The 19,227-nt window shown below is 62.3% G+C and carries 23 protein-coding genes; 22 read left to right on the plus strand and 1 reads right to left on the minus strand.

All coding sequences use genetic code 11. The features are described from left to right. Positions 1-153 precede the first annotated feature (153 nt). The gene (locus SSA02_RS12600; protein WP_186807596.1) at positions 154-393 is read right to left on the minus strand and encodes a hypothetical protein; all 240 of its coding nucleotides are present in this window, start codon (positions 391-393) and stop codon (positions 154-156) included. Positions 394-956: 563 nt separating this feature from the next. On the opposite strand from SSA02_RS12600, the gene SSA02_RS00105 reads away from it, so the two are divergent. The 22 genes from SSA02_RS00105 to SSA02_RS00200 all read left to right on the plus strand — a co-directional run bounded on the left by SSA02_RS00105 (position 957) and on the right by SSA02_RS00200 (position 19,215). Continuing rightward, positions 957-1,388 carry a hypothetical protein gene (locus SSA02_RS00105; RefSeq protein ID WP_147091919.1) on the plus strand — a complete coding sequence of 144 codons (432 nt, stop codon included), beginning with the start codon at positions 957-959 and terminating at the stop codon, positions 1,386-1,388. Beyond that, entirely contained in the window at positions 1,375-2,700 is a 1,326-nt protein-coding gene (locus SSA02_RS00110) for a phage terminase large subunit (protein ID WP_147091920.1), read from the plus strand. Before SSA02_RS00105 ends, SSA02_RS00110 begins: the two co-directional genes overlap by 14 nt. Then, positions 2,669-4,186 (plus strand): phage portal protein, encoded by a 1,518-nt coding sequence (locus SSA02_RS00115; protein ID WP_246103525.1) that lies wholly within the window; start codon positions 2,669-2,671, stop codon positions 4,184-4,186. Before SSA02_RS00110 ends, SSA02_RS00115 begins: the two co-directional genes overlap by 32 nt. After that, positions 4,140-4,583 carry a phage scaffolding protein gene (locus SSA02_RS00120; RefSeq protein ID WP_186807597.1) on the plus strand — a complete coding sequence of 148 codons (444 nt, stop codon included), beginning with the start codon at positions 4,140-4,142 and terminating at the stop codon, positions 4,581-4,583. The genes SSA02_RS00115 and SSA02_RS00120 overlap by 47 nt, the downstream gene beginning before the upstream one ends. Before the next feature lie 26 nt (positions 4,584-4,609). Further along, a complete protein-coding gene (locus SSA02_RS00125; RefSeq protein WP_147091922.1) occupies positions 4,610-5,977 on the plus strand; it encodes a DUF4043 domain-containing protein in 1,368 nt (455 codons plus the stop codon). Then, entirely contained in the window at positions 5,974-6,390 is a 417-nt protein-coding gene (locus SSA02_RS00130) for a hypothetical protein (RefSeq protein WP_147091923.1), read from the plus strand. Before SSA02_RS00125 ends, SSA02_RS00130 begins: the two co-directional genes overlap by 4 nt. A gap of 17 nt (positions 6,391-6,407) precedes the next feature. After that, entirely contained in the window at positions 6,408-6,998 is a 591-nt protein-coding gene (locus tag SSA02_RS00135) for a hypothetical protein (RefSeq protein ID WP_147091924.1), read from the plus strand. A gap of 2 nt (positions 6,999-7,000) precedes the next feature. Further along, entirely contained in the window at positions 7,001-8,011 is a 1,011-nt protein-coding gene (locus SSA02_RS00140; protein WP_147091925.1) for a hypothetical protein, read from the plus strand. 106 nt (positions 8,012-8,117) lie between these two features. Next, positions 8,118-9,608 (plus strand): phage tail sheath protein, encoded by a 1,491-nt coding sequence (locus SSA02_RS00145; RefSeq protein WP_147091926.1) that lies wholly within the window; start codon positions 8,118-8,120, stop codon positions 9,606-9,608. A 3-nt stretch (positions 9,609-9,611) separates the two neighbouring features. Then, positions 9,612-10,037 carry a hypothetical protein gene (locus tag SSA02_RS00150; protein ID WP_147091927.1) on the plus strand — a complete coding sequence of 142 codons (426 nt, stop codon included), beginning with the start codon at positions 9,612-9,614 and terminating at the stop codon, positions 10,035-10,037. Next, a complete protein-coding gene (locus SSA02_RS00155; RefSeq protein ID WP_147091928.1) occupies positions 10,034-10,357 on the plus strand; it encodes a hypothetical protein in 324 nt (107 codons plus the stop codon). Before SSA02_RS00150 ends, SSA02_RS00155 begins: the two co-directional genes overlap by 4 nt. 11 nt (positions 10,358-10,368) lie before the next feature. Continuing rightward, entirely contained in the window at positions 10,369-10,539 is a 171-nt protein-coding gene (locus tag SSA02_RS12605; RefSeq protein WP_186807598.1) for a hypothetical protein, read from the plus strand. A 908-nt stretch (positions 10,540-11,447) separates the two neighbouring features. Continuing rightward, the gene (locus SSA02_RS12610) at positions 11,448-11,612 is read left to right on the plus strand and encodes a hypothetical protein (RefSeq protein WP_186807599.1); all 165 of its coding nucleotides are present in this window, start codon (positions 11,448-11,450) and stop codon (positions 11,610-11,612) included. 52 nt (positions 11,613-11,664) lie between these two features. Then, positions 11,665-12,540 (plus strand): hypothetical protein, encoded by an 876-nt coding sequence (locus SSA02_RS00160; protein ID WP_147091929.1) that lies wholly within the window; start codon positions 11,665-11,667, stop codon positions 12,538-12,540. A 71-nt stretch (positions 12,541-12,611) separates the two neighbouring features. Further along, a complete protein-coding gene (locus SSA02_RS00165; RefSeq protein WP_147091930.1) occupies positions 12,612-12,812 on the plus strand; it encodes a hypothetical protein in 201 nt (66 codons plus the stop codon). Then, positions 12,809-13,879 carry a hypothetical protein gene (locus SSA02_RS00170; protein WP_147091931.1) on the plus strand — a complete coding sequence of 357 codons (1,071 nt, stop codon included), beginning with the start codon at positions 12,809-12,811 and terminating at the stop codon, positions 13,877-13,879. The genes SSA02_RS00165 and SSA02_RS00170 overlap by 4 nt, the downstream gene beginning before the upstream one ends. A 27-nt stretch (positions 13,880-13,906) precedes the next feature. Further along, the gene (locus tag SSA02_RS00175; RefSeq protein ID WP_147092592.1) at positions 13,907-14,512 is read left to right on the plus strand and encodes a baseplate assembly protein; all 606 of its coding nucleotides are present in this window, start codon (positions 13,907-13,909) and stop codon (positions 14,510-14,512) included. Next, a complete protein-coding gene (locus tag SSA02_RS00180) occupies positions 14,509-14,883 on the plus strand; it encodes a phage tail protein (protein WP_147091932.1) in 375 nt (124 codons plus the stop codon). The genes SSA02_RS00175 and SSA02_RS00180 overlap by 4 nt, the downstream gene beginning before the upstream one ends. A gap of 39 nt (positions 14,884-14,922) precedes the next feature. Next, positions 14,923-16,065: a baseplate J/gp47 family protein gene (locus SSA02_RS00185; RefSeq protein WP_147091933.1), complete on the plus strand. Its 1,143-nt coding sequence runs from the start codon at positions 14,923-14,925 to the stop codon at positions 16,063-16,065. Further along, the gene (locus SSA02_RS00190) at positions 16,065-17,300 is read left to right on the plus strand and encodes a hypothetical protein (protein ID WP_147091934.1); all 1,236 of its coding nucleotides are present in this window, start codon (positions 16,065-16,067) and stop codon (positions 17,298-17,300) included. The genes SSA02_RS00185 and SSA02_RS00190 overlap by 1 nt, the downstream gene beginning before the upstream one ends. Continuing rightward, positions 17,300-17,959 carry a hypothetical protein gene (locus SSA02_RS00195; protein WP_147091935.1) on the plus strand — a complete coding sequence of 220 codons (660 nt, stop codon included), beginning with the start codon at positions 17,300-17,302 and terminating at the stop codon, positions 17,957-17,959. The genes SSA02_RS00190 and SSA02_RS00195 overlap by 1 nt, the downstream gene beginning before the upstream one ends. Beyond that, positions 17,959-19,215: a glycine-rich domain-containing protein gene (locus SSA02_RS00200; protein WP_147091936.1), complete on the plus strand. Its 1,257-nt coding sequence runs from the start codon at positions 17,959-17,961 to the stop codon at positions 19,213-19,215. The genes SSA02_RS00195 and SSA02_RS00200 overlap by 1 nt, the downstream gene beginning before the upstream one ends. The last annotated feature ends 12 nt before the right edge of the window (positions 19,216-19,227 follow it).

Raw genomic sequence — 19,227 nt, forward strand, 5'->3', positions numbered from 1 at the left:
GCGGCGGAGCCTGTCAGGAGAAAGATCATCATGACTCAAACTTGTGGCGAGCGACCTGTCGAGGGGGATAACGCGCCGACGCCCGAGCGACTCCGGCACAGCGCGTTTCGCGTCGACGGCGAGTCTCTCCGGGTCGTGACTTCGGTTCGGCGGTTATACGAGGCGGGGGAGATCGGCGATGACGAGGTTGCCGCGGCGCAGCGCTGGCGATGCGAGGTCGAGTACGCCGAGCTGGGGATCGTCGATGCGGACCGTCATGGGCTCGATCGATACGAGAAGGGCGATGTCCATACCTGGATGCTCGGGCGCGGACGGTGCCGCGAACGGCTTCGGCATATCCGGGAGGTGCTGGGGACGACGATCCATATAAGGATCGAGATGATGCTGCTGCATGAAATGAGCTTGTCCGCAATGGCTCAGCTCGTTTTCCCGAACCATGCCAGAGCGGTGGGCCGCAGCAGGGTCGCGGCGCAATGCGCTTTGGCGCTCGAAAGGCTGGGAGAGTTTTATAGAAATAAAAGAGATTGACTTTATAATAATGAAATAGTATAAATAGTACATAATAAGAAAACTGAAAATGATAATCCGAGAAGCTAAAGCCGGTCATATCGTTTTCTGTCGTACTTCATATTACCTGATCGTCAGCCTCCATAACCCGGCCGTTCTGTTGTGTCCGTTCGTTCGGGTATCCGAACCTCGGCACCGGGGCGATATTCATCTGGAATGGGTCGAGATGACGCAGGCCAATCTGCCCTGGCTCGATATGCGTGTCCGGGCCGTTCCATGCTGGCGCGTTCCTGCCGAACTGGTTTTCGTGGGGAGGGCTCCGCCCGCGCTTCTCGAGCGTGTCACGCGCCGACTCGTCGAGGAAATGAGGCAGACGGACCGGTATCCGGGCAGAGGGTTTCAGGGAGTGAAGCGACGATCTGTGCAACCGGCAAGGAAATGGGGCCAAGATGGGACCACGGCTCAAGACACGGGGAGGGCCAAAGGGGGGGACCCTGAAAGCCCTGTTCCTAGAGCATCTTCGCAAGACGGGGAATGTTTCCGAGGCGGCTCGCGCAGCCGGAATCGATCGGAAGACCGCATATAACTGGCGACGGCAGGATGAAGCTTTCGGCGATCACTGGAGAGAGGCGCTCGAGGAAGCGACGGATCTTCTCGAGGCTGAGGCGCGTCGCCGGGCGATCGACGGATATGACGAGCCGATGCTTCATGCGGGGCGTCTGATCTGCGATCCGGAAGGACGTCCGGTCATGCGCAAGAGATATAGCGACGGTCTGTTGCGCATGTTGTTGCGGGCGCACCGGCCGACCCGGTTCAGGGAGGCGCGGATCGTGGGCGAGGATAGCCTGCCGATCCTGACGAAGGACGATGAACACCTCTAGGGAGGCGTTTCGCCTGACGCCGATCCAGGAACAGGCGAACCGCCTGCTTGCAGGCGAGGCACGTCACATCTTTCTGAAAGGGGGGTCGCGCTCGGGCAAGACATTCGTGCTTCTGCGGGCGATGATCGTGAGGGCTTTGCGTGTATCCCGCTCGCGTCATGGGGTATTCCGGCATCGTCAGATCGCGCTGCGAGCGAGCGTTATCCAGGACACGTTTCCCAAGGTGATGCGCTGCTGCTTTCCGGAGACGCGCTACCGTTGGGACGGCAGCAGCAACCGGGCCGTGTTCCGGAACGGCTCGTCGATTCTCTTTGGAGGACTCGACGATGCAGGTCGAACCGAGAAAATTCTCGGACTCGAATTCGCGACGATCTATCTGAACGAGGCGAGCCAGATCAGTTACGCCGCGCGGAACATGCTGCTTACGCGCCTGGCGCAGCGCAGTGCACTCAGGACGCGCGAATATATCGATGCGAACCCGCCTACGACCGATCACTGGCTTTATGCCCTGTTCGAAGCGGGGATAGAGCCGCGTTCGGGAATGCGGGTGGCCGATCCCTCCCTGTATGCGACGATGCGGCTCAACCCCGCGGATAACAGGGACAATCTGAGCGATACGTACCTGCAGCAACTCGAGGCGTTGCCGGAGCGGGAGCGAAAGCGGTTCCTGCTTGGCGAATACCTTACGGTTATCGAAGGGGCGCTCTGGCGGCTCGATATGATCCGCCGCGAGGCACCTCCGGATGAAGCGGGGCACGCGGCCCTGATTGCGCGTATGCGAAGAATCGTCGTTGCCGTCGACCCTTCGGGCGCTTCCGGACCGGGAGATATCGGCGCTGACGAGATCGGGATCGTCGTGGCCGGGGTGGATGCCGAAGGAATCGGGCATGTGCTGGAGGATTGCTCGATACGGGACAGCCCGATGGGCTGGGCGCGTCGTGTCGTGACGGCCGCCGCCCACTGGAGGGCGGACCGGATCGTGGCCGAGCGCAATTTCGGCGGTGCTCTGGTCGAGGCGACGTTGCGCAGTGTCGATCCGCAGGCGGCGTTGCTCATGGTGACGGCGTCTCATGGCAAGGTCGCACGTGCGGAGCCGGTTGCGGCGCTCTACGAGCAGGGACGGGTGATCCATCACGGACGTTTTCCCGAGCTGGAATCGCAACTCTGCCTGTTTTCGTCCCGGGGTTTTGGCGGAGCGACCTCTCCGGATCGCGCAGATGCGCTGATCTGGGCTCTCAGCGAACTGATGATCATGCAGAAACCGGGCAAGGGGCAATGGCATGATCAGGGCTGGTTTTCTCTCTCACGATGAAGGAATGCTCATGGACTGGTTGTCGTTGCAGAGACGTTATCCGGTCGCACCGGGAATGACGGCGCGCGCGGCGCGTCTGCTGGCGTTGCAACGCGTCCTGGACGGAACGCAATACGACATTCTGCCCTATCCTTTTGCCACCGAGAGAAACCCGTCCGGAGAGTATATTCCTCTTTCCCGGCGTCGGCCTTCGGTCAGGACGAATTTGTGCCGCACGGTCGTGGACGAGGCGGTTTCGCTTCTTTTCGGGGATACGCACTGGCCTCTGGCGGTGGGAGCGCGAGCGGCCACAGCGGAGGCGCTGAACCGGTTTGCGGTCGAAGCGGGTCTCCCGGCTCTGATGATGCAGGCGGCCATACGGGGATCGGTGGGATCTGCCGCCCTGTTGGTTGAGTGTTTCGACAACCGCTTGCGCATCGGGTTGCTGGACACCGCCCATCTCGTTCCACGCTGGGACAATGCGGGCGCTCTGGTGGAGGTGACCGAACGGTTTGTCGTGACCGGGGAAGAACTGGCTGCTCATGGCTATGACATTGCCTCCCCGGAGCGCGAAACCCGGTTCTGGTGGCAGAGGCGATGGACGCGAAACGGGCTTCTCGCTTTCGTGCCGGTTCCTGTCGGGGGAGAGGAAGCGGAGGTGGAGGATCCGTCCCGCAGCATTTCTCACTGTTTCGGGTTCGTGCCGATCGTCTGGATCCGTAATCTGGGTGTCTCCGGTTCTGACGATCCGGAGGGGGAATGTTCTTTCGAAAAGGCGATCGATACGGTCATAGAGGCCGATTATCTTCTGTCCCAAGCCGGTCGCGGGCTCAAATACGGATCCGATCCGACGCTCGTTCTGAGAACGCCCGATGGTGTCGAAGGTCTGGCGCGCCAGGGCGGAGCGGCATCGGCCCTCACGCTGCCACCGGAGGGGGATGCCAAACTGCTCGAGATCAACGGTGCGGCCGCAGGGGCCGTGCTGGCCCATTACAGGGAGCTGCGTCAGCTCGTTCTGGAGCAGCTGCACGGAAACCGCATGCATGGCGACAGGCTGAGCGCGCCGCAATCGGGGCGGGCCATGGAGTTGATGTGTCAGCCTCTGATCTGGATGGCCGGGCGTATGCGTTCTGCCTATGGGGAAGGCGGGATCCTGCCTCTTTATCGCATGATCTGCCAGCTTTCGACGATCGTGCCGGGAGGGGTGACGATCGGTGAGACGATGTTCAGCGATCTGGATCCTGCGGGGCTCTCTCTGCACTGGCCCTCCTGGTTCACGGCGGACGAGCAGGAGCTTCTTCCGCTCGCCCGCGGGTTGGATGTTGCCATATCGAATGGATTGCTGAGTCGGGAGACGGCCTCACGACTCTATGCGAGCGCGGCCGGAATCCCCGATCCCGCCTCGGAGTGGAAGAAGATCGTGGCTGCGGAAGCGGCGGAACGATCATCCGGAGAAGAGAATGGACATGGTGGAGGATATCGATGCGCTACGTGCACGTCTTGCTGAGGATATTGCTGAGCGCGCTTCCCTCGTACAGGCGCATGAGGCGGCACTCGCGGAGGTGAGACGCGAGGCGCAGGAGCGTCTGCTCGAAATGGCCCTGCGCTTCGGTGCAGAGCGGATGGGTGCCCATGATCCGGACGCCGTTCTCGCGCTCATGGACCGGAGCGAGGTGAGCTGGTCGGAGTCCGGGGAGCCGATCGGCGTGGAGGCGGCCCTGAGCCGGACGCGGGAGGCGAGACGCTATCTGTTCCGCGACGAGGCGGCGAATCATGGCGAACGACATCGTCTCGGTCAGGGGGCCGCACCGAAGCCTGCGCCTGCCCGGAGGCAGGACGCGCGGGCGCTTTCCGAGCAGGATTATCTGGTGCGCAAACGCCAGTTTCTTGCCGGACAAATCTGAGTTTACTGGCGGGAGATGACGACAGAATGGGTATCGAGAATTTTCCTGAGCAGCTTCGCGCGGCAATCCAGCAGGGCTTTCTTGCCCGGGAGTTCGAAGCCGGGCTGAATGCGCGGCTCGGATTTCGGGCGGTTGCCGATCGGGAGATCTTTCCGAACGCGATCGGAGAGACGCTGACCAAGACGCGCCGGAGTCTCAAGGCGCCCGTGATCGAGCCATTGCTCGCCACCGGCAATACGAATTTCGATAACGGACTTTCGCCGAGCGGCTGGTCGATCGAACAATATACGCTCAGCATCAATCAGTATGGCGACACCATCGATCTGAACATGGTGACGACGGGGATCGGCATTGCATCGCAGTTTCTGGCGAATGCCCAGACCAATGGCATGCAGGCGATGCAATCGCTGGACAGGCTCGCGCGAAATGCCCTTTTCGGCGGTGTTCCGGGGGGCGTCGGAGGCTATCTGGGGGGAAATACCCGGGTAACGGTATCGGCTGACTCGGATACATACGGGATCGCTGTCGACGATATTCGCGGTTTCCAGTCGATGATCGTTGCCGGACAGGTGAGACCCGTCGCCGGAGGGCCCGGTATGACCGTGACGGTCGGCGGAGGGGTCTATACGCTTGTCGATGCCATACCGGATAACCGGTCGCGCTCGACCGCGCCGGGTGGAGTGTCGGGCGAATTGCGATTTTCGACCGAGGTGTCGGCCGCAGACGGGCGTGCGGGCAATGCCGTCATTGCATCGACGGCACCGCTGGTCCTGCGTCCGAACGGAAAACGGACGACCGCCGATCTGTCTCCCGCCGACGGGGATACGCTGGGGATACAGCATGTGCTTGCCGGTGTGGCGTCGCTGCGGCGCAACAACGTACCGATGATCGACGGCGCCTATAATTGCTATCTCGACGATCTCCAGCTGCTGTCTCTCTTCCGGGATGCCGATTTCAAGTATCTCTATCGCGGCGCCTATGGATCGGAAGAGTATCGATCGGGACAGATCATCGAGCTTCTGGGTGTTCGCTTCGTGCCGACGACCGAAGCGCCGCAGCAGGCGTCGCTCGGCGGAGGGCCTGTTCATCGCGCCCTGCTTCTCGGTCAGGGGGCTCTGGTGGAGGGCGATTGCGCCTGCACCGGACAGAGCGATATTCCCGATGCCGAACGCGCGCTCGTCGAAATGGTCGATGGCGTGGCGATGGTGACGCGTGAACCTCTGGACCGGCTGAAGCAGATCATTGCGCAGTCCTGGTACTGGATCGGCGGGTTTGCGCTGCCGACCGACATGACTGCCGATGCGTCGATCATCCCGACAGCGACCAACGCCTATCTCAAGCGGGGCGTCGTCATCGAGAGTCTCGGTACGGATGCGACGGGATACGGTCCGTGAGCGATCGGCGGCGGGATCGGAGCGGTCCCGTCTCGTCGGCTCCCCTGAGCGAGGACGAGAAGACCGAGTTGCGCCGCTTCTGCGGTTATGCGGCTCTCGGTGACGCGGCGACCGGCGAGAGTTCCTGGCGCTTCTTCCAGAGCGCAGGGGTTCTGGAGTGGCGGCTCAGGACGCTCTCGGAGGCGGAAAACAAGCGTATACGATCGCTTCTCAAAACTGTTTTGCAGATGGAGCAGGCCGTCATATCCGCGTCCGAGTCCCTCGATACGCAGGCCGTTTCGGTCTGGACTCGTAACAGTCGCGAAATGGCGGAGCGCACGAACCTGTTTACCTGGTGGCGTCGTCGCCTCTGCGGTTTTCTTGGTGTGGCACCCGGACCGGATCTGCAGGAACAGGCGTCCATCCTTATCTGAACGGCGGAGTCACCGGCATGAGATACGCAGAAGAACGTGTCGTCTCCGGCTTTGCGCGCGTTGCGCGCCGTCTGGGTGCGATCGGGGATCATTTCCGTGTCGCAGATCCCCTCGACATATTGGGGAACAGGATCGGACAGCCGTCTCTGTGTTTCGATATCGATCCGGCATTCCGTCTGCGCAGAACGCGTATGTGGGGGCGACCGACGCTCTATCTGGCGAGCGATGCGCAGGATGTGAGGATCGGGGATATTTTCGGTCTCGACGGGCGATTTTTCTTTGTGACGGAGCGCGAAAGCTACAGGCCGTTCCTCTGTATCGCATGTACCCATCGTGTTTCGCTGCATGGTATGCAGGGGCGGGAGGAGACGCGGGTGTCGCGATGTCCTGTCAGCCTCGTGATGAGTGGCCGGGGTGAGGAATGGCGGAGCGGGATGCCCGGCTCCACCCGGCCGGGCAGTTATCTGATGCACATGCCGCTTCTGCCGGGCGTTTGTCTCACGCCTTACATGCGCATGGAGGATGAGCGTGGCATGCGTTATCTCATCGATGCCGTCGAGATGTCGCAAAACGGGATAAGAGCGGTCGCCTCGATGCAGCAGATATGACGATGATGACGCTTTCGCATGTCGCGCGCAGTCTTGCCTTCTGGTGCGCTGCGCAATTCGAGACGGTCGCGCCCACCTCGTCTTTCTGGCGCGCGCATGAGGTGATGTTCCGGGCGGGTCCGGTGATGCCCTCGGATCTCTTTGCCGACCCTTCGCTGCGGGAGAAGGGACATGTCGTCGCTTTCGAGGCCCTCGCCGGGAAGGGCGAGATGCTGATGACCCCTCTTGGGGGCGGATGGCGGGAAACGCTCCGGATTCTCCCTGTCGTGGGATTGACGATCGGGGACGGACGGGCCCGCGTACGGATGGATGCGGTCCGACCGGCTCCGGGTCTCGTCTCGCTGATGTGGCGGGATGCAGGGGGGGCGTGTCGAAGCGTTCGTCATGTGGCGGATACGGGGGAGGAGCCCAGCCATATTGCCTCAAGCCTTGCGTCCATGCTGGGCGCTGGGGCCGTATCGGACGGACCTGACGTGCTGGTGCCGCGGGGGACCCTCACGGGATCCTGCGCCGGATACGGGCGCTCATCCCGGCTCGTGCGTCGTCAGAGCCGGGTTTTCAGGATTTCTGTCGTATCGGGAGACGATCGTCTCTGCCCGGCACTCATCGACCTTCTGACAAGCGTTCTGCTGCCCGACGACTGGGTTCCCCTCGTCGATGGACAACAGGCGCAGATCGCGTTGCGTGGAGAGAGCATCCAGGATGCCATGCAGACGGAAGGACTGTATCGCCGGGAGATTCATGTCGGGATGATCTGGGATCAGTTCCGCTCGGTCTGGTCGCCCCAGATGGTGGCTGGCGGCGGCTGGCTCGGCGCGCAGGGAGGCGATATCGGGATCGCTCCGGTTCCGGACGAGATGGGCGCGGGCGTACCGCAGGAGGCACTCGAGGCCATGGCGACGGCCCTGGAGATGCCACACGCCTATCGTGCACTGAAAACCGACCGCTACGGCACCGTCTGTCGCGCTGATACACCCGATCCGGGCGGGTCCGGCCTGGGCGGGATCGTCTGAACGCGCGCCGACGCCGGAGAGATCGGAAAGACATCAAGCGTCTTCGCAAGAGGCGCGATCGGGCGGGAACGCCCCGGACCTCGTTCAATGAAGAGAAGGATCATCCATGCCACAGCTATTGCAGGCAGGGGGCCTGAATACGGCTGCCTTGCAGGTGCCGGACCTCTATGTGCAGATCGCCCAGCCTGAGACGCTGCTCGTGGCCGGTCTGGCTTCCGGACGTCTTGGTATTGTCGGGACAGCGTCCTGGGGGCCGGTGAATCGCCCGGTTATCGTAGGAAACGTTTCCGCCTGTCGTGAAGCGTTCGGCGGCAAGCGGGCATGCGCTTCCAATCTCACGCTCGCTGTCGATATCGCCGTGCATCAGGGCGCGAATGCGTTCTGTCTGGTTCGTGTCACCGATGGGAGCGATCGCGCGGCTGCCGGTATGCTGGGGGGCATCAGAATCAGCGCCGCCCTTACCGGGCAGGCGGGAAACGGGATCCGGATCAATCTTGTCAGACAGAGCTATCGCGATGGCCTGTTCGTTCTGACCGTTGCGCATGAAGATCTCGGAAGCACCGCCTATTCGGGAGCGGACTGGTCGGCGCTTGCAACTGCCGTGGCGGCCGATGCACAGGCGCTGATCCGGATCGATCAGCCCCCGGAAAGCGTCGACATCGAGGCAGGCTCTCTGGAGCTCGCGGGTGGAACCGATGGCGAGGCGCCGTCGGCATACGCCTTTCTGGGCGATGGTGGGGCAAGGACGGGCATGTATGCGCTGTCCGGACAGGGCTGTTCGATTGCAACGCTTGCGGGAGTGACCGAACCCGCGATCATGCCACGGCAGCTCGCGTTCGGAGAGGCGGAGGGCGTCTATATGATCGCTTCCGGACCGAGAGACGAGACGCTCGAACAGGCGGTGCAGAGCAAGGCGACGCTAGGGTTGTGGTCTCATGCCTTCAAATACATGTTCGGCGACTGGCTCTGGTGGAACGACGACGTTCTGGGTCTGCAGCTTGCCTCGCCGGCGCTTTTTGCGGCGGGCAAGCTGGCGGCGTTGTCTCCCGAGCAGTCGGGTCTCAACAAGCCGCTGGGCGGAATTATCGGCAGTCAGAGAAACGGGCTGGACAGGACACGTTTCGGCTACGCCGCAGCCGAACTCGGCGTGCTGATCGAAAACGGAATCGACGTGATCTGCAACCCTTCTCCGGGGGGGCAATACTGGTCGCTTCGCTCCGGCCATAACAGCGCGCTGAAGGCGGGGATCCAGAGCGACGCCTATACGCGATTGACCCATTATCTGGCGCGATCGCTTGCCGGAACGATGGGGCAGTATGTCGGTGCCGTGATCAATGACACGCTTTTCGGCAATATCAGGGCGTCGCTGCTCGGGTTCCTGTCAGAATTGCTCTCCCAGGGGATTCTCGGGGTGACCGGAGGTCGATTGCCTTACGCGGTGATTTGCGATGCGGGCAACAACCCGCAGGAGCGTATCGCGACGGGTTATGTCCGGGCGGATGTTCAGGTGCAATATCAGGGCATCAACGAGAAATTCATCATCAATCTGCAGGGGGGCGCGTCGGTAAGCGTCAGCACTGCCAGCGGGAGTGTCTGACGGATGGCCAATCCCTACAGCATCGGGCGTGATTGCAGGATCACCCTGCTCTGGAACGGGTCGCGGATCGATCTCCGGGACGTGACCGGTTTTCAGGCCGAGCAGCATACGATCATCCAGAGAGCGACACCGCTCAACGGCTTGCCGGTAGAGTTCAATACGCCCAGCGGCTGGCGGGGCGTTTTTACCATTGCGCGGGCCAATGCCAATCTGGACAGTCTTGTTGCGGCGATCGAGTCAGCCTTCTGGAATGCCGGATCGATCGGAAGCGGAACGCTGTATCAGTATATCCGGGAGCCGGATGGGGCAACGACGACCTGGGAGTACAGCGGCGTCTCTCTCTCGCTCAAGACGGATCGCTGGCAGGCTGAAGGCATGATTCATCAGCATGTCCAGTTCTATGCCTCCCTGAGGAGCAAGATCACATGACGGTTCTTCCTGACATGGTGGAATTCGGTGAGGCGCGCCGCCTCGGATTGCGCGAACTGGATCCCGGGGATCTGCTCGATCTGATCGAGGCCGCAGGCAGTGTGATGGCGGGCGAAGCTGCGTCGGCCTGGCTCGATTACGCGCAGATGATCTGTTCGGTCAGTGCGATCGACGGCGTACCAGTGCCCATGCCGGGGACGAAGGACGAGATCAGGGCGCTCGCGCGGCGGATCGGCAATGACGGTCTGGCCGCATTGCATCCCGTATTTGCCGAAGCGCGTGCAGCGGAGGAAACGATGCTGGACACGGCAAAAAACTGACCGGGCACCCCGTGTTTCGCGAGAGTCTTTATCTCGTCAGACATGGGGTGCCCTGGGCTGTGGTCATGGGATGGTCCCGGGCGCGTCGCATCGCGGCCTGTGTCGTTCTGGCGGAAGGCGAGGGATTTCGTTTCGACTGGGAGCATCGCGTTTACAGGCGCGACGAGGAGGCAGGATCGTGAAGCGCGTTTCGGATTTCGTTCGCTCTCTCTCCATTCTGGCCAATACGCGTCACTTCGTGCCTCCCGGTCGGTCGGTAGCGGTTCTGCCTGCCTTGCGTCGTGTCGGCGCGCGCGCGCAGGAACGCGTCGGATCCGGGGCGGAACACTTGTTTTCATGGCGTTCGTATCGGAGCGATTCGACTGCGCTGGGACGTTCGTCTTCTTCGGGGAGACGCCGATCCCCCTCGGTCGGGGCGGGGGCGATATGCAGTCGTGCAACGTCTCGACCGCGCTTTCGATCGATCCCGGGTTCGCGGATCCCGGGGGACGCGCATTTATCGATTGTTTCTCCCATCAACCCTCTGTCGTCTCCGACATGGAGGGATGCGGATCGTCGCACGGGGGCCGGTGGGATGACTGCGGGCGCATACAGGTCTTTTTCCGGTTCGGGGCCGGCTTCGCCCGGATCGGCGGTTCCCGAATCAGGGGCGAGCCGGGCAGTTGGTGCCGGACCGGTCGCGCTCAGGATGAAACCGGGAGGCAGGATGCAGGGATTGTCGTTGGCCGATATGTCTTTCGGGGCAATTGCGGCACGTTGTTCCGGAGCGGGCATCCGGCATTCTGTTGCATCCCGGATCTCGACGCCGAAGCGGCGTGATGCGGATCGGGTCGATAGGATCGAGCCGCAAGGAGATTTTCGCTTCGGGTATGCAGAGAGGCGCGAGGGGAGGCGCGTCGGGAGGCAGGCGGGGAAAAATCTGCGTCTGGCGCGCGGGATGCCGGGTCGGAACGGATATGAAGGACTTGGTGCCCGGTCTGGCCTGTCGGGCCTCGATGCAACCCCGCGATATGTCGGTAGATCCCCGGAGACGGCCCTCGAAGGAGACGGGATCGCGTCTGCGCCGCGCATCGGAGGAGAGGGAGACGATATGGGTCTTGCGTTCGAACGGGGCGGCGCCATTCCTTCCTCGGCCTGGCCCCGGATGGCTGCGTTTCCGGAGCCCTCTCCGGATCAGTCCCTGCGCGCGGGAGGAGCCTGGATCGATGAGATCGCCTGGCCGCAATATCCGAATCTGAGTGTTGGCGTGATCTAGTGCGACCTGCCGGCGGAGGCGCGCGCGGATTATGGGTAAGAGGTGACTGGACGTGGCGATTTCGTCTCTCGAGATACAGAATGCCATCGGCGCGTTGGGGCGTCTCGATCGAGCCGCCCCTGTCATTCTGGGCGGACTTGTCCTGAGCGGTCCGGAAGTTCCGGATCAGCTGGTTTTCGGCGGACGACAGCGTCTTGTCATTCATCATGCGCTGGGGGGCGGACGTGTCGTCGATGCGGTCGGCAACGATCCGCTCAGGCTGGTGCTGAGCGGACGTTTCATCGGGCCTCTTGCGACACAGAGAACGCGCAGCATCGAGGCGATGCGTCGCAAGGCGCGCAGTCTGGTCTTTTCCGTCGCCGATCTGACAATGCGCGTCTGGATCGCAGAGTTTTCCTGGGCGTATCAGGCCCGGGGGACGATATGTCCCTATCAGCTGGTTCTCGAGCGCGAGGATGCGCCGTCGGACGGGGCCAGCAGCTCGGCAGAGGAGGCTGGGGGCGCCATGGCGACTGGTTCTGCCACCCTGTCGGGCTTCCTTGGCCAGATGGCGGAGATCGGATGGGTCGGCAACAATGCAATCGCCGGTCTCACAGGACAGATCATGCCTCTGGCTCAGGGTCTGGGTGTCGGGGGGACGATTGCGCGCGTTCAGGATCGTCTGGGTCAGGCCGGAGCTCTCTGGCAGACCGTGCTCAATGGCGCCCGTATTCCCTCCGCGCTCCGGAGTGTTTCCTCGTCCCTCTCTCTCGCTGTTGACGATCTGGACCAGACGCGTGGCGAGAACGAGACGATACTGGATACGCAGCCAGTCAACGACGCATCCGACCTTCTCGTCGCGGCACGGAGTACGGGCGCTCTGGCCATGAGCGTCGATGCGGGAAACGAGATCCGCCTCGCTCACCGTCTGGTCGATGAGTGGAGCTGAAGAGACCGTATCCGAACAGACCGTATTCGAACGGACCGGGCCGGAACGTGTTACAGGAGGACAGCCGAGAGATGAGAGTGCAGGTCACTGCGGAGGACATATCCCTGTTCCATCTTGCGGCGCGTCATTACGGAGACGCGCTGTACTGGTGGCATATCGCACAGAGAAACGGGATGACCGATCCGGATCTTACAGGACTCGCCGCTCCGGCGACGCTCGATCTGCCTGAGCGTGTTCTTCCCGACGCCGGTGGAGGGCTGCCTCCGCCATGACAGCGTCATCTCGTGCGTGGGAGACGCGCGTTCTGGTCGAGGGCAGGCCCGGGGGGGAGATTTTCGTTTCCTGGTTCCGTCTGGAATGCAGCCGCTATGAGCGGTGCGATACTGCGTCCATCGGAGTGCTGGTTCGGGATACGGCCGCGCTTTCAGCGCTGCTCGGAGAGCAGGAACCAGCGAAGCGACCGGATATCGTCCTGCAGATTCGCGAGGAGCGTCTGACGGGCGGGCAGTGGCAGACCGTTTTTCACGGTATGGTCGACCGGATCAGCCGCGGATCGTCTCCTTCGGCTTATGTGCTGAACTGTCGGGACTATCTGGCCCTGTTGCTCGAAAGGCGGCTTGTCGGGGGATGGAGCAATGCGACCGGCATCGAACTCGTACGTCATGCTGTCGAAGCATCCGGTCTGGGATTCGATGACTCGGCGTTATCCGGCATGGAGGTGGGACAGTACAGCGGACAGTTCTGGCAGATCGAGCACAGAAGGCTTTCGACCATCACCCAGAATCGTCATCAGACGGCATTCGACCTCGTTTTCTCCGTTGCGCGCGAGCAGGATTTCGAGTGCTCCGTGCAAGGCCGGACCGTGATGCTCCATCCCTGGGCCAGCGCGCAGACCCGAAGCGCGAATGTGTTTTCGCCCGATGCGGTGACTTTGAGGGCCATGCATCGCGATCTTTCGCTCTCCGGCGGGGCCGTTGTCGGAGTGCAGTCCTGGGACTCGCGTCAACGGGCGCGGAGTGCGGTTTATTATGACGGCAGTTCCTTCATGGCAGAACCGCCTTCCGGAGACCGCCCGTTTTACTGTTTCCGTGCCCCGGGACGACGCATGGACGACATAAGACGTCTGGCTCAGGGAAAGCACCGTCGGATCATGGCACATGCATTCGAAGCGCGGCTCGCCTTTCCTGCAATGGTTGGTCTTGCGCCACGCCATCTCATCCGGTTCGACGACGGCATGACGAAGGGCGGTAAAGTGTTGTCGGTCGATTCAGTCCGGCATGTTTTCGATGGACGACAGGGGTATCTGCAGGATGTGACGATAAGAGATCGTTCCGGATGAACAGACAGGATCATGAAGGAGGGCAGGATGGAAGATGTGATGCGCATGGCCGCGAGTCAGGCAAGGGTTGCCCATGCTGTGCATGGAATCGTATCGGCCGTCGATCCCGATAATCATGCCGTGAAGGTCAGGATACAGCCTGACGACGTCGAAACGGGATGGATCCCGGATGCCGGTCTGACCCAGGTCGGCGATCTGCGCATTTCCTGCCCCTGTACGCCGGACACCCATGTTCTCCTGATGCCTGTCGAAGGCGATGGAGAGACGTTCGTGATCGTTGCCGTTCTCTACGACGTGGTGGCCTCGCCGCCCGTATCCCCCGTGTCGGGGAGGGTCGCGCAGCCTGGCGAGCTTCTGGTCCGCACAGGATGTGACGTGGCTGCCAGAGAAGAACGGGACGGCGGTCACGGCGGCTGGTTGCATCTGTCGCGCGAGGGTCTTGCCTTTGGCGCAGGGGAAGCCCGGTGCTCGATTGGTTCGTCGCGTATCGCATGGCATGTTGGAAACGTGACCATGACGCTGGATTCGGCCGGACTCGCCGTGTCCGGGGGCGATGTCAGAACGGATCGGAACGCACTTGGCGAGCACGTCCATCCTTATGCCAACGGTGTCACCGAACGAGCGATCGGATGACGGATCTCTTTCATTATTTCGGTCAGGATCTCGTTTGCGATCAGGATGGCGCGCTGGCCTGCGCGCGGGAGACGATCGGAACACGGCAATCGGTCCTGCGTCGTCTGTGCACCAATGAGAACGGCTATCTCTGGCATCGATCCTACGGCGCAGGGCTTCCAGCCCGGATAGGCACGCCCCTGCGGGAGGCGGAGCTGCAACGGCTCATTCTCGCTCAGCTCGCCATGGAAGCGCGCATCGATCAGGATGCGCCGATTTCGGTCCGGATCGTCGCCTCCCCACCGGGGGGGGCGGCTTGCACCATAAGCTATACCGAGCGCGGCGAGGCCGGGCAGGATTCCTTCAGCTTCAATCAGGACGGCACGGTCTGAACGCGGTTCGGCACGGGCCGTAACAGTATCGGAAGACTCATGTCGCTTTCTCTGCGCTCCTTTTCCTCACTGGTACGGACGGCGATCGTGACGGCTCAGGCAAACTGCTCCGAGCGCCTCGCCTTCGATACCGGTTCCGTCGGGCTGGCGCTGATCGAGAGCGTTTCGGCGCTCGGAGTCTGGTTGCAATATCTTCTGGTCCAGATCCTGTGCCGAACGCGGCTTGCGACCTCGGTGGGTGCGGATTGCGACAGCTTCGTCGGCGATTTCGGAATGATCCGCCTTCCAGGTGTGAAGGCGGCCGGTTCCGTGACGATGAGCTGTCTGTCCTATGGCGATCTTTCGGCCGTGGTGCGACCCGGGGTGACCGTGCGTACCGTCGGAGCGGTAACGTTTCAGGTCGTTCGTGATCCCGGTCATCCACGCTGGTCGCAGGAAGCGAGGGGATATGTTCGACCTGCGGGGCTTGCCTCGCTCACATTGCCGGTCGAAGCCCTGATCGAGGGGAGTGGAGGAAATGTTCCGGCGGGAGCCATCTCGCTCATGGGCACCTCGGTTGCCGGAATCGATATCGTAACGAATCCCCGTGCCTTCACGAATGGGGCCGATCAGGAAACCGACGCACAGTTGCGGGCGCGATTCCCGCTCTGGCTTGCAGCGAAGGCGAGCGCGTCCCGGGCGGCGATAGAAAGCGCGATCAGGGAGACGCAGCATAATCTGAGTTACGCGGTGTTCGACGGGCAGGCGCCGGGAGGGAGCGCGCGCTCGGGGTATTTCACGGTCGTCGTGGATGATGGAAGCGAGGAGGTGCCGGAGCAGGTCGTACGGCGCGTTCATGCCAGTGTGGAGGCGCGCAAGGCGCTCGGGGTCGCATTTTCCGTGGTGCGGCCTTCGATCCTTCATGTCGATGTCTCCATGCGCGTTCTCGTCGATGGAGGCGACGATCCGGAAGAGGCGAAAACCCTTCTGGAGCGTGCGGTGAGCGAGGATATCGCGGCCGCGGGCATAGGGGATGGATATCCCTTCAGCCGTCTTGCCTATGTCGTGTTTGCAGCGGTCGGGGTCAGCGTCAGATCCGTCAACGACATCAGGATGAATGGTGGGCAGGATGACATTTCCGGTCGAACCAGCCAGTCGCTTTTTCCCGGCGAGATTTCCATACATATCGAACAGGAGGGGTAATGCCGAAATTCAATAATTATTTCCGGATCCCCTCTGTCGAAGGACAGGAAGTTCTGGTCGTTGCGACATCGGACGGAGTGGAAACGCTCAATGCGACGGCGAGCCAGATCGCGGGTGCGCCGGCGGACTCGCCTCCGAGCGGAGAGTTCTTTGCGGAGGAGGGAGCCAAGGTCAGCCGGTTCGGTGACCGGTTTTTCGTGGGCGCCGCATCCGATTATCCGGCGCTGAACACGCGGAATGTCGATCGCCAGGACTGGCTCTCGGCAATCATGGCCACCACCTCGATCGGGCCGTGGGCTCTGGAAAATGCGCAGAGCGCCTCTCTTTCCCGCTTCGGCAATAGCGGTTTCGTCGCGGGGTCGCGTACCTCCGATGCCCTGAAATGGCGCGACAAACTCGGGCATATTCCGAGCTCGATCGGTGTGGCCGCCTGGGGAATTTCGGATGACGTGACCACGCCGACAACAACCACGGCTTACGCCTATTATGGCGAGGCGTGGCGTATGCCCGGGGTGAACTACCAGCCCAGCTTCGTCATGGAGCTCGAGGCCGTCAATCTCGGTGGGGCGGCGCATGGCGTTTCCACCCCGTATCATCCGAATTGCGGTGGAGGCACCTACGCGATCCAGATAGGGGCGGGTGGGGGACATACCGAAGGGACCTCCGATTGCGAGGCGGGAATCGTTTTCGTCAGCAACCCGGATTCGTGGAAGACCGGAATCCTGTTCGGCAATACGTCTCTGGCCGGGACCGATGGAGATGACAGCGGCTATGGCTGTGCGATCTCGATGGCGCGGAACCAGGGGATCGAGTGGCGCACGCCCGAGAGCCGGGAGGGCGTACAGGGGCTCGATGCCGGAGCGATGATGTTCTCGACCGTATCGCAAACGGCGAGGGGACAGCGCCTTCAGTTTTCCGATGACGGATTTCTCGTGACGAACATGTCGGGGCAGTTGCTGTTTTCGGTCCTGCCCAATGCAAAGCCGACGAACACGCTCAATATCCAGGCAGGGAGCGATCTCGCGGCGGCGGGGGTTTATGTGCAGAAGGGAGAGAACGGCTCTCCCAATCTCGGGCTTTATCCTGCGGAAGGAGGAGAGATCCAGATGGCGTCACCGGTATCGGGTGTGGGCGGAGCGCTGCCCGCTCGTGCCGAGGGTGGATTCCTGCATCTCAATGTCAACGGCCGTGATTATCGTGTCCCGTTGTTTTCGGTCGAGCAGGTGGGCGGCTGATGGCGATCGTCAGAGACCGCGATGACGCCCGGTTGCATGCTACAGACAGAAAGATCCTGTTCGACACCTATCCGGCTCCGGGAACGGCACGGGATTTCGCACGTCGCCTGCGTCTGATCCTGCCTGAGGGCTGGTTTCCCGTCTATCGGGGAGACGAGGAAGAAGACGCACCGCGTTTGCAGGCGCTGCTCACCGGTTTCGGGGCTGTTCTGTCGCAGATCTGGTCGCTGATGGGCGTCGTTCGCGATCAGACCCGTATCGGCTCGGTGCGCGGTGTCTTTCTGGATATGGCTGCGACCGATCTGTTCGGGAGCTCCGGCATGTGTCGTCTCCCGCAGGAGAAGGACACGCATTTTCGCCGCCGCATGATCGAGGCGATCTCGGCGGAGAAGACGACGCGCAGAGCCGTTTCGGAGGCTGTGAGACAGATCGCCGGCGCTCCGCCGAGACTGATCGAGCCCGGATCGGTGCGCGATTGCGGCGCGCTGAACGTGCTTGGCGGATATGGCGCAACACGTCTGCGGTACGGAAGCCTCGCAGGCGGACAGTTCTGTCTCGAGCTGATGCCGAAATTGCCTTTGACCACGCGTGCACTCTGCACGGCTGTAAAAGACGTCAAGGCGCTGGGTGTCACTGCCTGGATAAGGATGGATATGTGATGGATCGACCGATTGTCTATGCAGGATCCGTGCCGCTCGATACCGATCTCCTGCGTCTCGGACGCTATGCGAAAGAGGGGCTGGGGCGACTGGCGAGCGTTCTGCTTGGAAGCGACACCGTAACGGCTACGGGTCTCGCCTGCACCGTGTCCAGCGAGTCGCTCTCTGTCGCGATCGGACCGGGCACGATCGTCGCGCCCTATGCGCTGGACTGGACACGGATAGGAAGCCCGAGCGCCGGGCTGGATGCGGCGCCGGTCGTGACGCAATGTCTTTTCCATCACGACGAGGAGATTTCTCTGGATATTCCCCTGACCGGGGCCGTCGTGACCGTTTATGCCGTTTGCAGGGAAGCCGACGACTGCAATGAAGTGCTTCCCTTCTTCGACGCCGACGATCCCGACCGTACGATGGCCGGACCGGATAACCGGGGAAAGGCACTGCCGACCCGTCGTGCCGGGCAGATTTCTTTCGTGATCGCAACCAGCCAGCCGGACCTATACGGTGCGGTCGTCGTTCCCCTCTACAGGCTGGACGTCCCGTCCAGCGCGGCAACGATGAGCGGAGTGGTTCCCCGTCCCGCCGAAGCCTTCCGACCACGCCTTGCGGATTATGCGACGATCGACTTCGTCCAGCAGATCGCCCAGTCCCACGCGCTTTGCTTTGCCAGCCAGATTCTCACCATTCCGGCCTGGGCTTCTCATGTGGAATTACGTGTCATCGGTGCCGGAGGGGGGGGAGCGTCGAGTTCGGCCGTCAGCGCCGAGAGCGGTTCGTTTTCGGGCGGCGGCGGCGGAGCTGGCGGCGATGCATGGGGTATCTATCGCGTCGATCCGCGTCACAGCGCTGCGCTTTCTGTCACGATCGGACTCGGTGGCGGGCCGGATAATCGTGGAGGAACGAGTTTCGTGACTTATGACGGGACTCTCCTGCTCTCGGCCGAAGGAGGGGGGGCGGGACAGTTCACCGGTCCGCAAAATGCGTCGGGGGGGAGCGGGGGCAGTGCTACAGGCGGCACGTTATGGAGTCTGTACGGGGGCTGCGGGAGCGATGGCCAGGCAGGCACATATGTATTCGCCGGGAATGGCGCCGATGGTCCGTGGGGTGGAGCGGGGCGCGCGGGGGCGCTGCTCGGGCACAATGCGACGAAATACGGAGCTGGTGGCGGCGGAGCCTACGGTGCGCGTGCGGAAGGGCAGACCAGCCCCGGCGGGCGGGGTTTCCAGGGCTGTGTGATCTACCGGTTCCAGCGATGACGCCGCTGAGGA

The sequence above is a fragment of the Swaminathania salitolerans genome (assembly GCF_007988945.1).
Lineage (GTDB): Bacteria > Pseudomonadota > Alphaproteobacteria > Acetobacterales > Acetobacteraceae > Swaminathania > Swaminathania salitolerans.

Excerpts from the sequence above, each read along its gene's own strand:
- SSA02_RS00110 (WP_147091920.1), top strand. The coding sequence starts at position 1,375 with ATGAACACCTCTAGGGAGGCGTTTCGCCTGACGCCGATCCAGGAACAG.
- SSA02_RS00170 (WP_147091931.1), top strand. The coding sequence starts at position 12,809 with ATGACAGCGTCATCTCGTGCGTGGGAGACGCGCGTTCTGGTCGAGGGC.
- SSA02_RS00180 (WP_147091932.1), top strand. The coding sequence starts at position 14,509 with ATGACGGATCTCTTTCATTATTTCGGTCAGGATCTCGTTTGCGATCAG.
- SSA02_RS00105 (WP_147091919.1), top strand. The coding sequence starts at position 957 with ATGGGACCACGGCTCAAGACACGGGGAGGGCCAAAGGGGGGGACCCTG.
- SSA02_RS00200 (WP_147091936.1), top strand. The coding sequence starts at position 17,959 with ATGGATCGACCGATTGTCTATGCAGGATCCGTGCCGCTCGATACCGAT.
- SSA02_RS00125 (WP_147091922.1), top strand. The coding sequence starts at position 4,610 with ATGGGTATCGAGAATTTTCCTGAGCAGCTTCGCGCGGCAATCCAGCAG.
- SSA02_RS00195 (WP_147091935.1), top strand. The coding sequence starts at position 17,300 with ATGGCGATCGTCAGAGACCGCGATGACGCCCGGTTGCATGCTACAGAC.
- SSA02_RS00115 (WP_246103525.1), top strand. The coding sequence starts at position 2,669 with ATGATCAGGGCTGGTTTTCTCTCTCACGATGAAGGAATGCTCATGGAC.
- SSA02_RS12610 (WP_186807599.1), top strand. The coding sequence starts at position 11,448 with ATGGGTCTTGCGTTCGAACGGGGCGGCGCCATTCCTTCCTCGGCCTGG.
- SSA02_RS00175 (WP_147092592.1), top strand. The coding sequence starts at position 13,907 with ATGGAAGATGTGATGCGCATGGCCGCGAGTCAGGCAAGGGTTGCCCAT.
- SSA02_RS00140 (WP_147091925.1), top strand. The coding sequence starts at position 7,001 with ATGATGACGCTTTCGCATGTCGCGCGCAGTCTTGCCTTCTGGTGCGCT.
- SSA02_RS12600 (WP_186807596.1), bottom strand. The coding sequence starts at position 393 with ATGCAGCAGCATCATCTCGATCCTTATATGGATCGTCGTCCCCAGCAC.
- SSA02_RS00155 (WP_147091928.1), top strand. The coding sequence starts at position 10,034 with ATGACGGTTCTTCCTGACATGGTGGAATTCGGTGAGGCGCGCCGCCTC.
- SSA02_RS00135 (WP_147091924.1), top strand. The coding sequence starts at position 6,408 with ATGAGATACGCAGAAGAACGTGTCGTCTCCGGCTTTGCGCGCGTTGCG.
- SSA02_RS00165 (WP_147091930.1), top strand. The coding sequence starts at position 12,612 with ATGAGAGTGCAGGTCACTGCGGAGGACATATCCCTGTTCCATCTTGCG.
- SSA02_RS00150 (WP_147091927.1), top strand. The coding sequence starts at position 9,612 with ATGGCCAATCCCTACAGCATCGGGCGTGATTGCAGGATCACCCTGCTC.
- SSA02_RS00120 (WP_186807597.1), top strand. The coding sequence starts at position 4,140 with ATGGACATGGTGGAGGATATCGATGCGCTACGTGCACGTCTTGCTGAG.
- SSA02_RS00185 (WP_147091933.1), top strand. The coding sequence starts at position 14,923 with ATGTCGCTTTCTCTGCGCTCCTTTTCCTCACTGGTACGGACGGCGATC.
- SSA02_RS00145 (WP_147091926.1), top strand. The coding sequence starts at position 8,118 with ATGCCACAGCTATTGCAGGCAGGGGGCCTGAATACGGCTGCCTTGCAG.
- SSA02_RS00190 (WP_147091934.1), top strand. The coding sequence starts at position 16,065 with ATGCCGAAATTCAATAATTATTTCCGGATCCCCTCTGTCGAAGGACAG.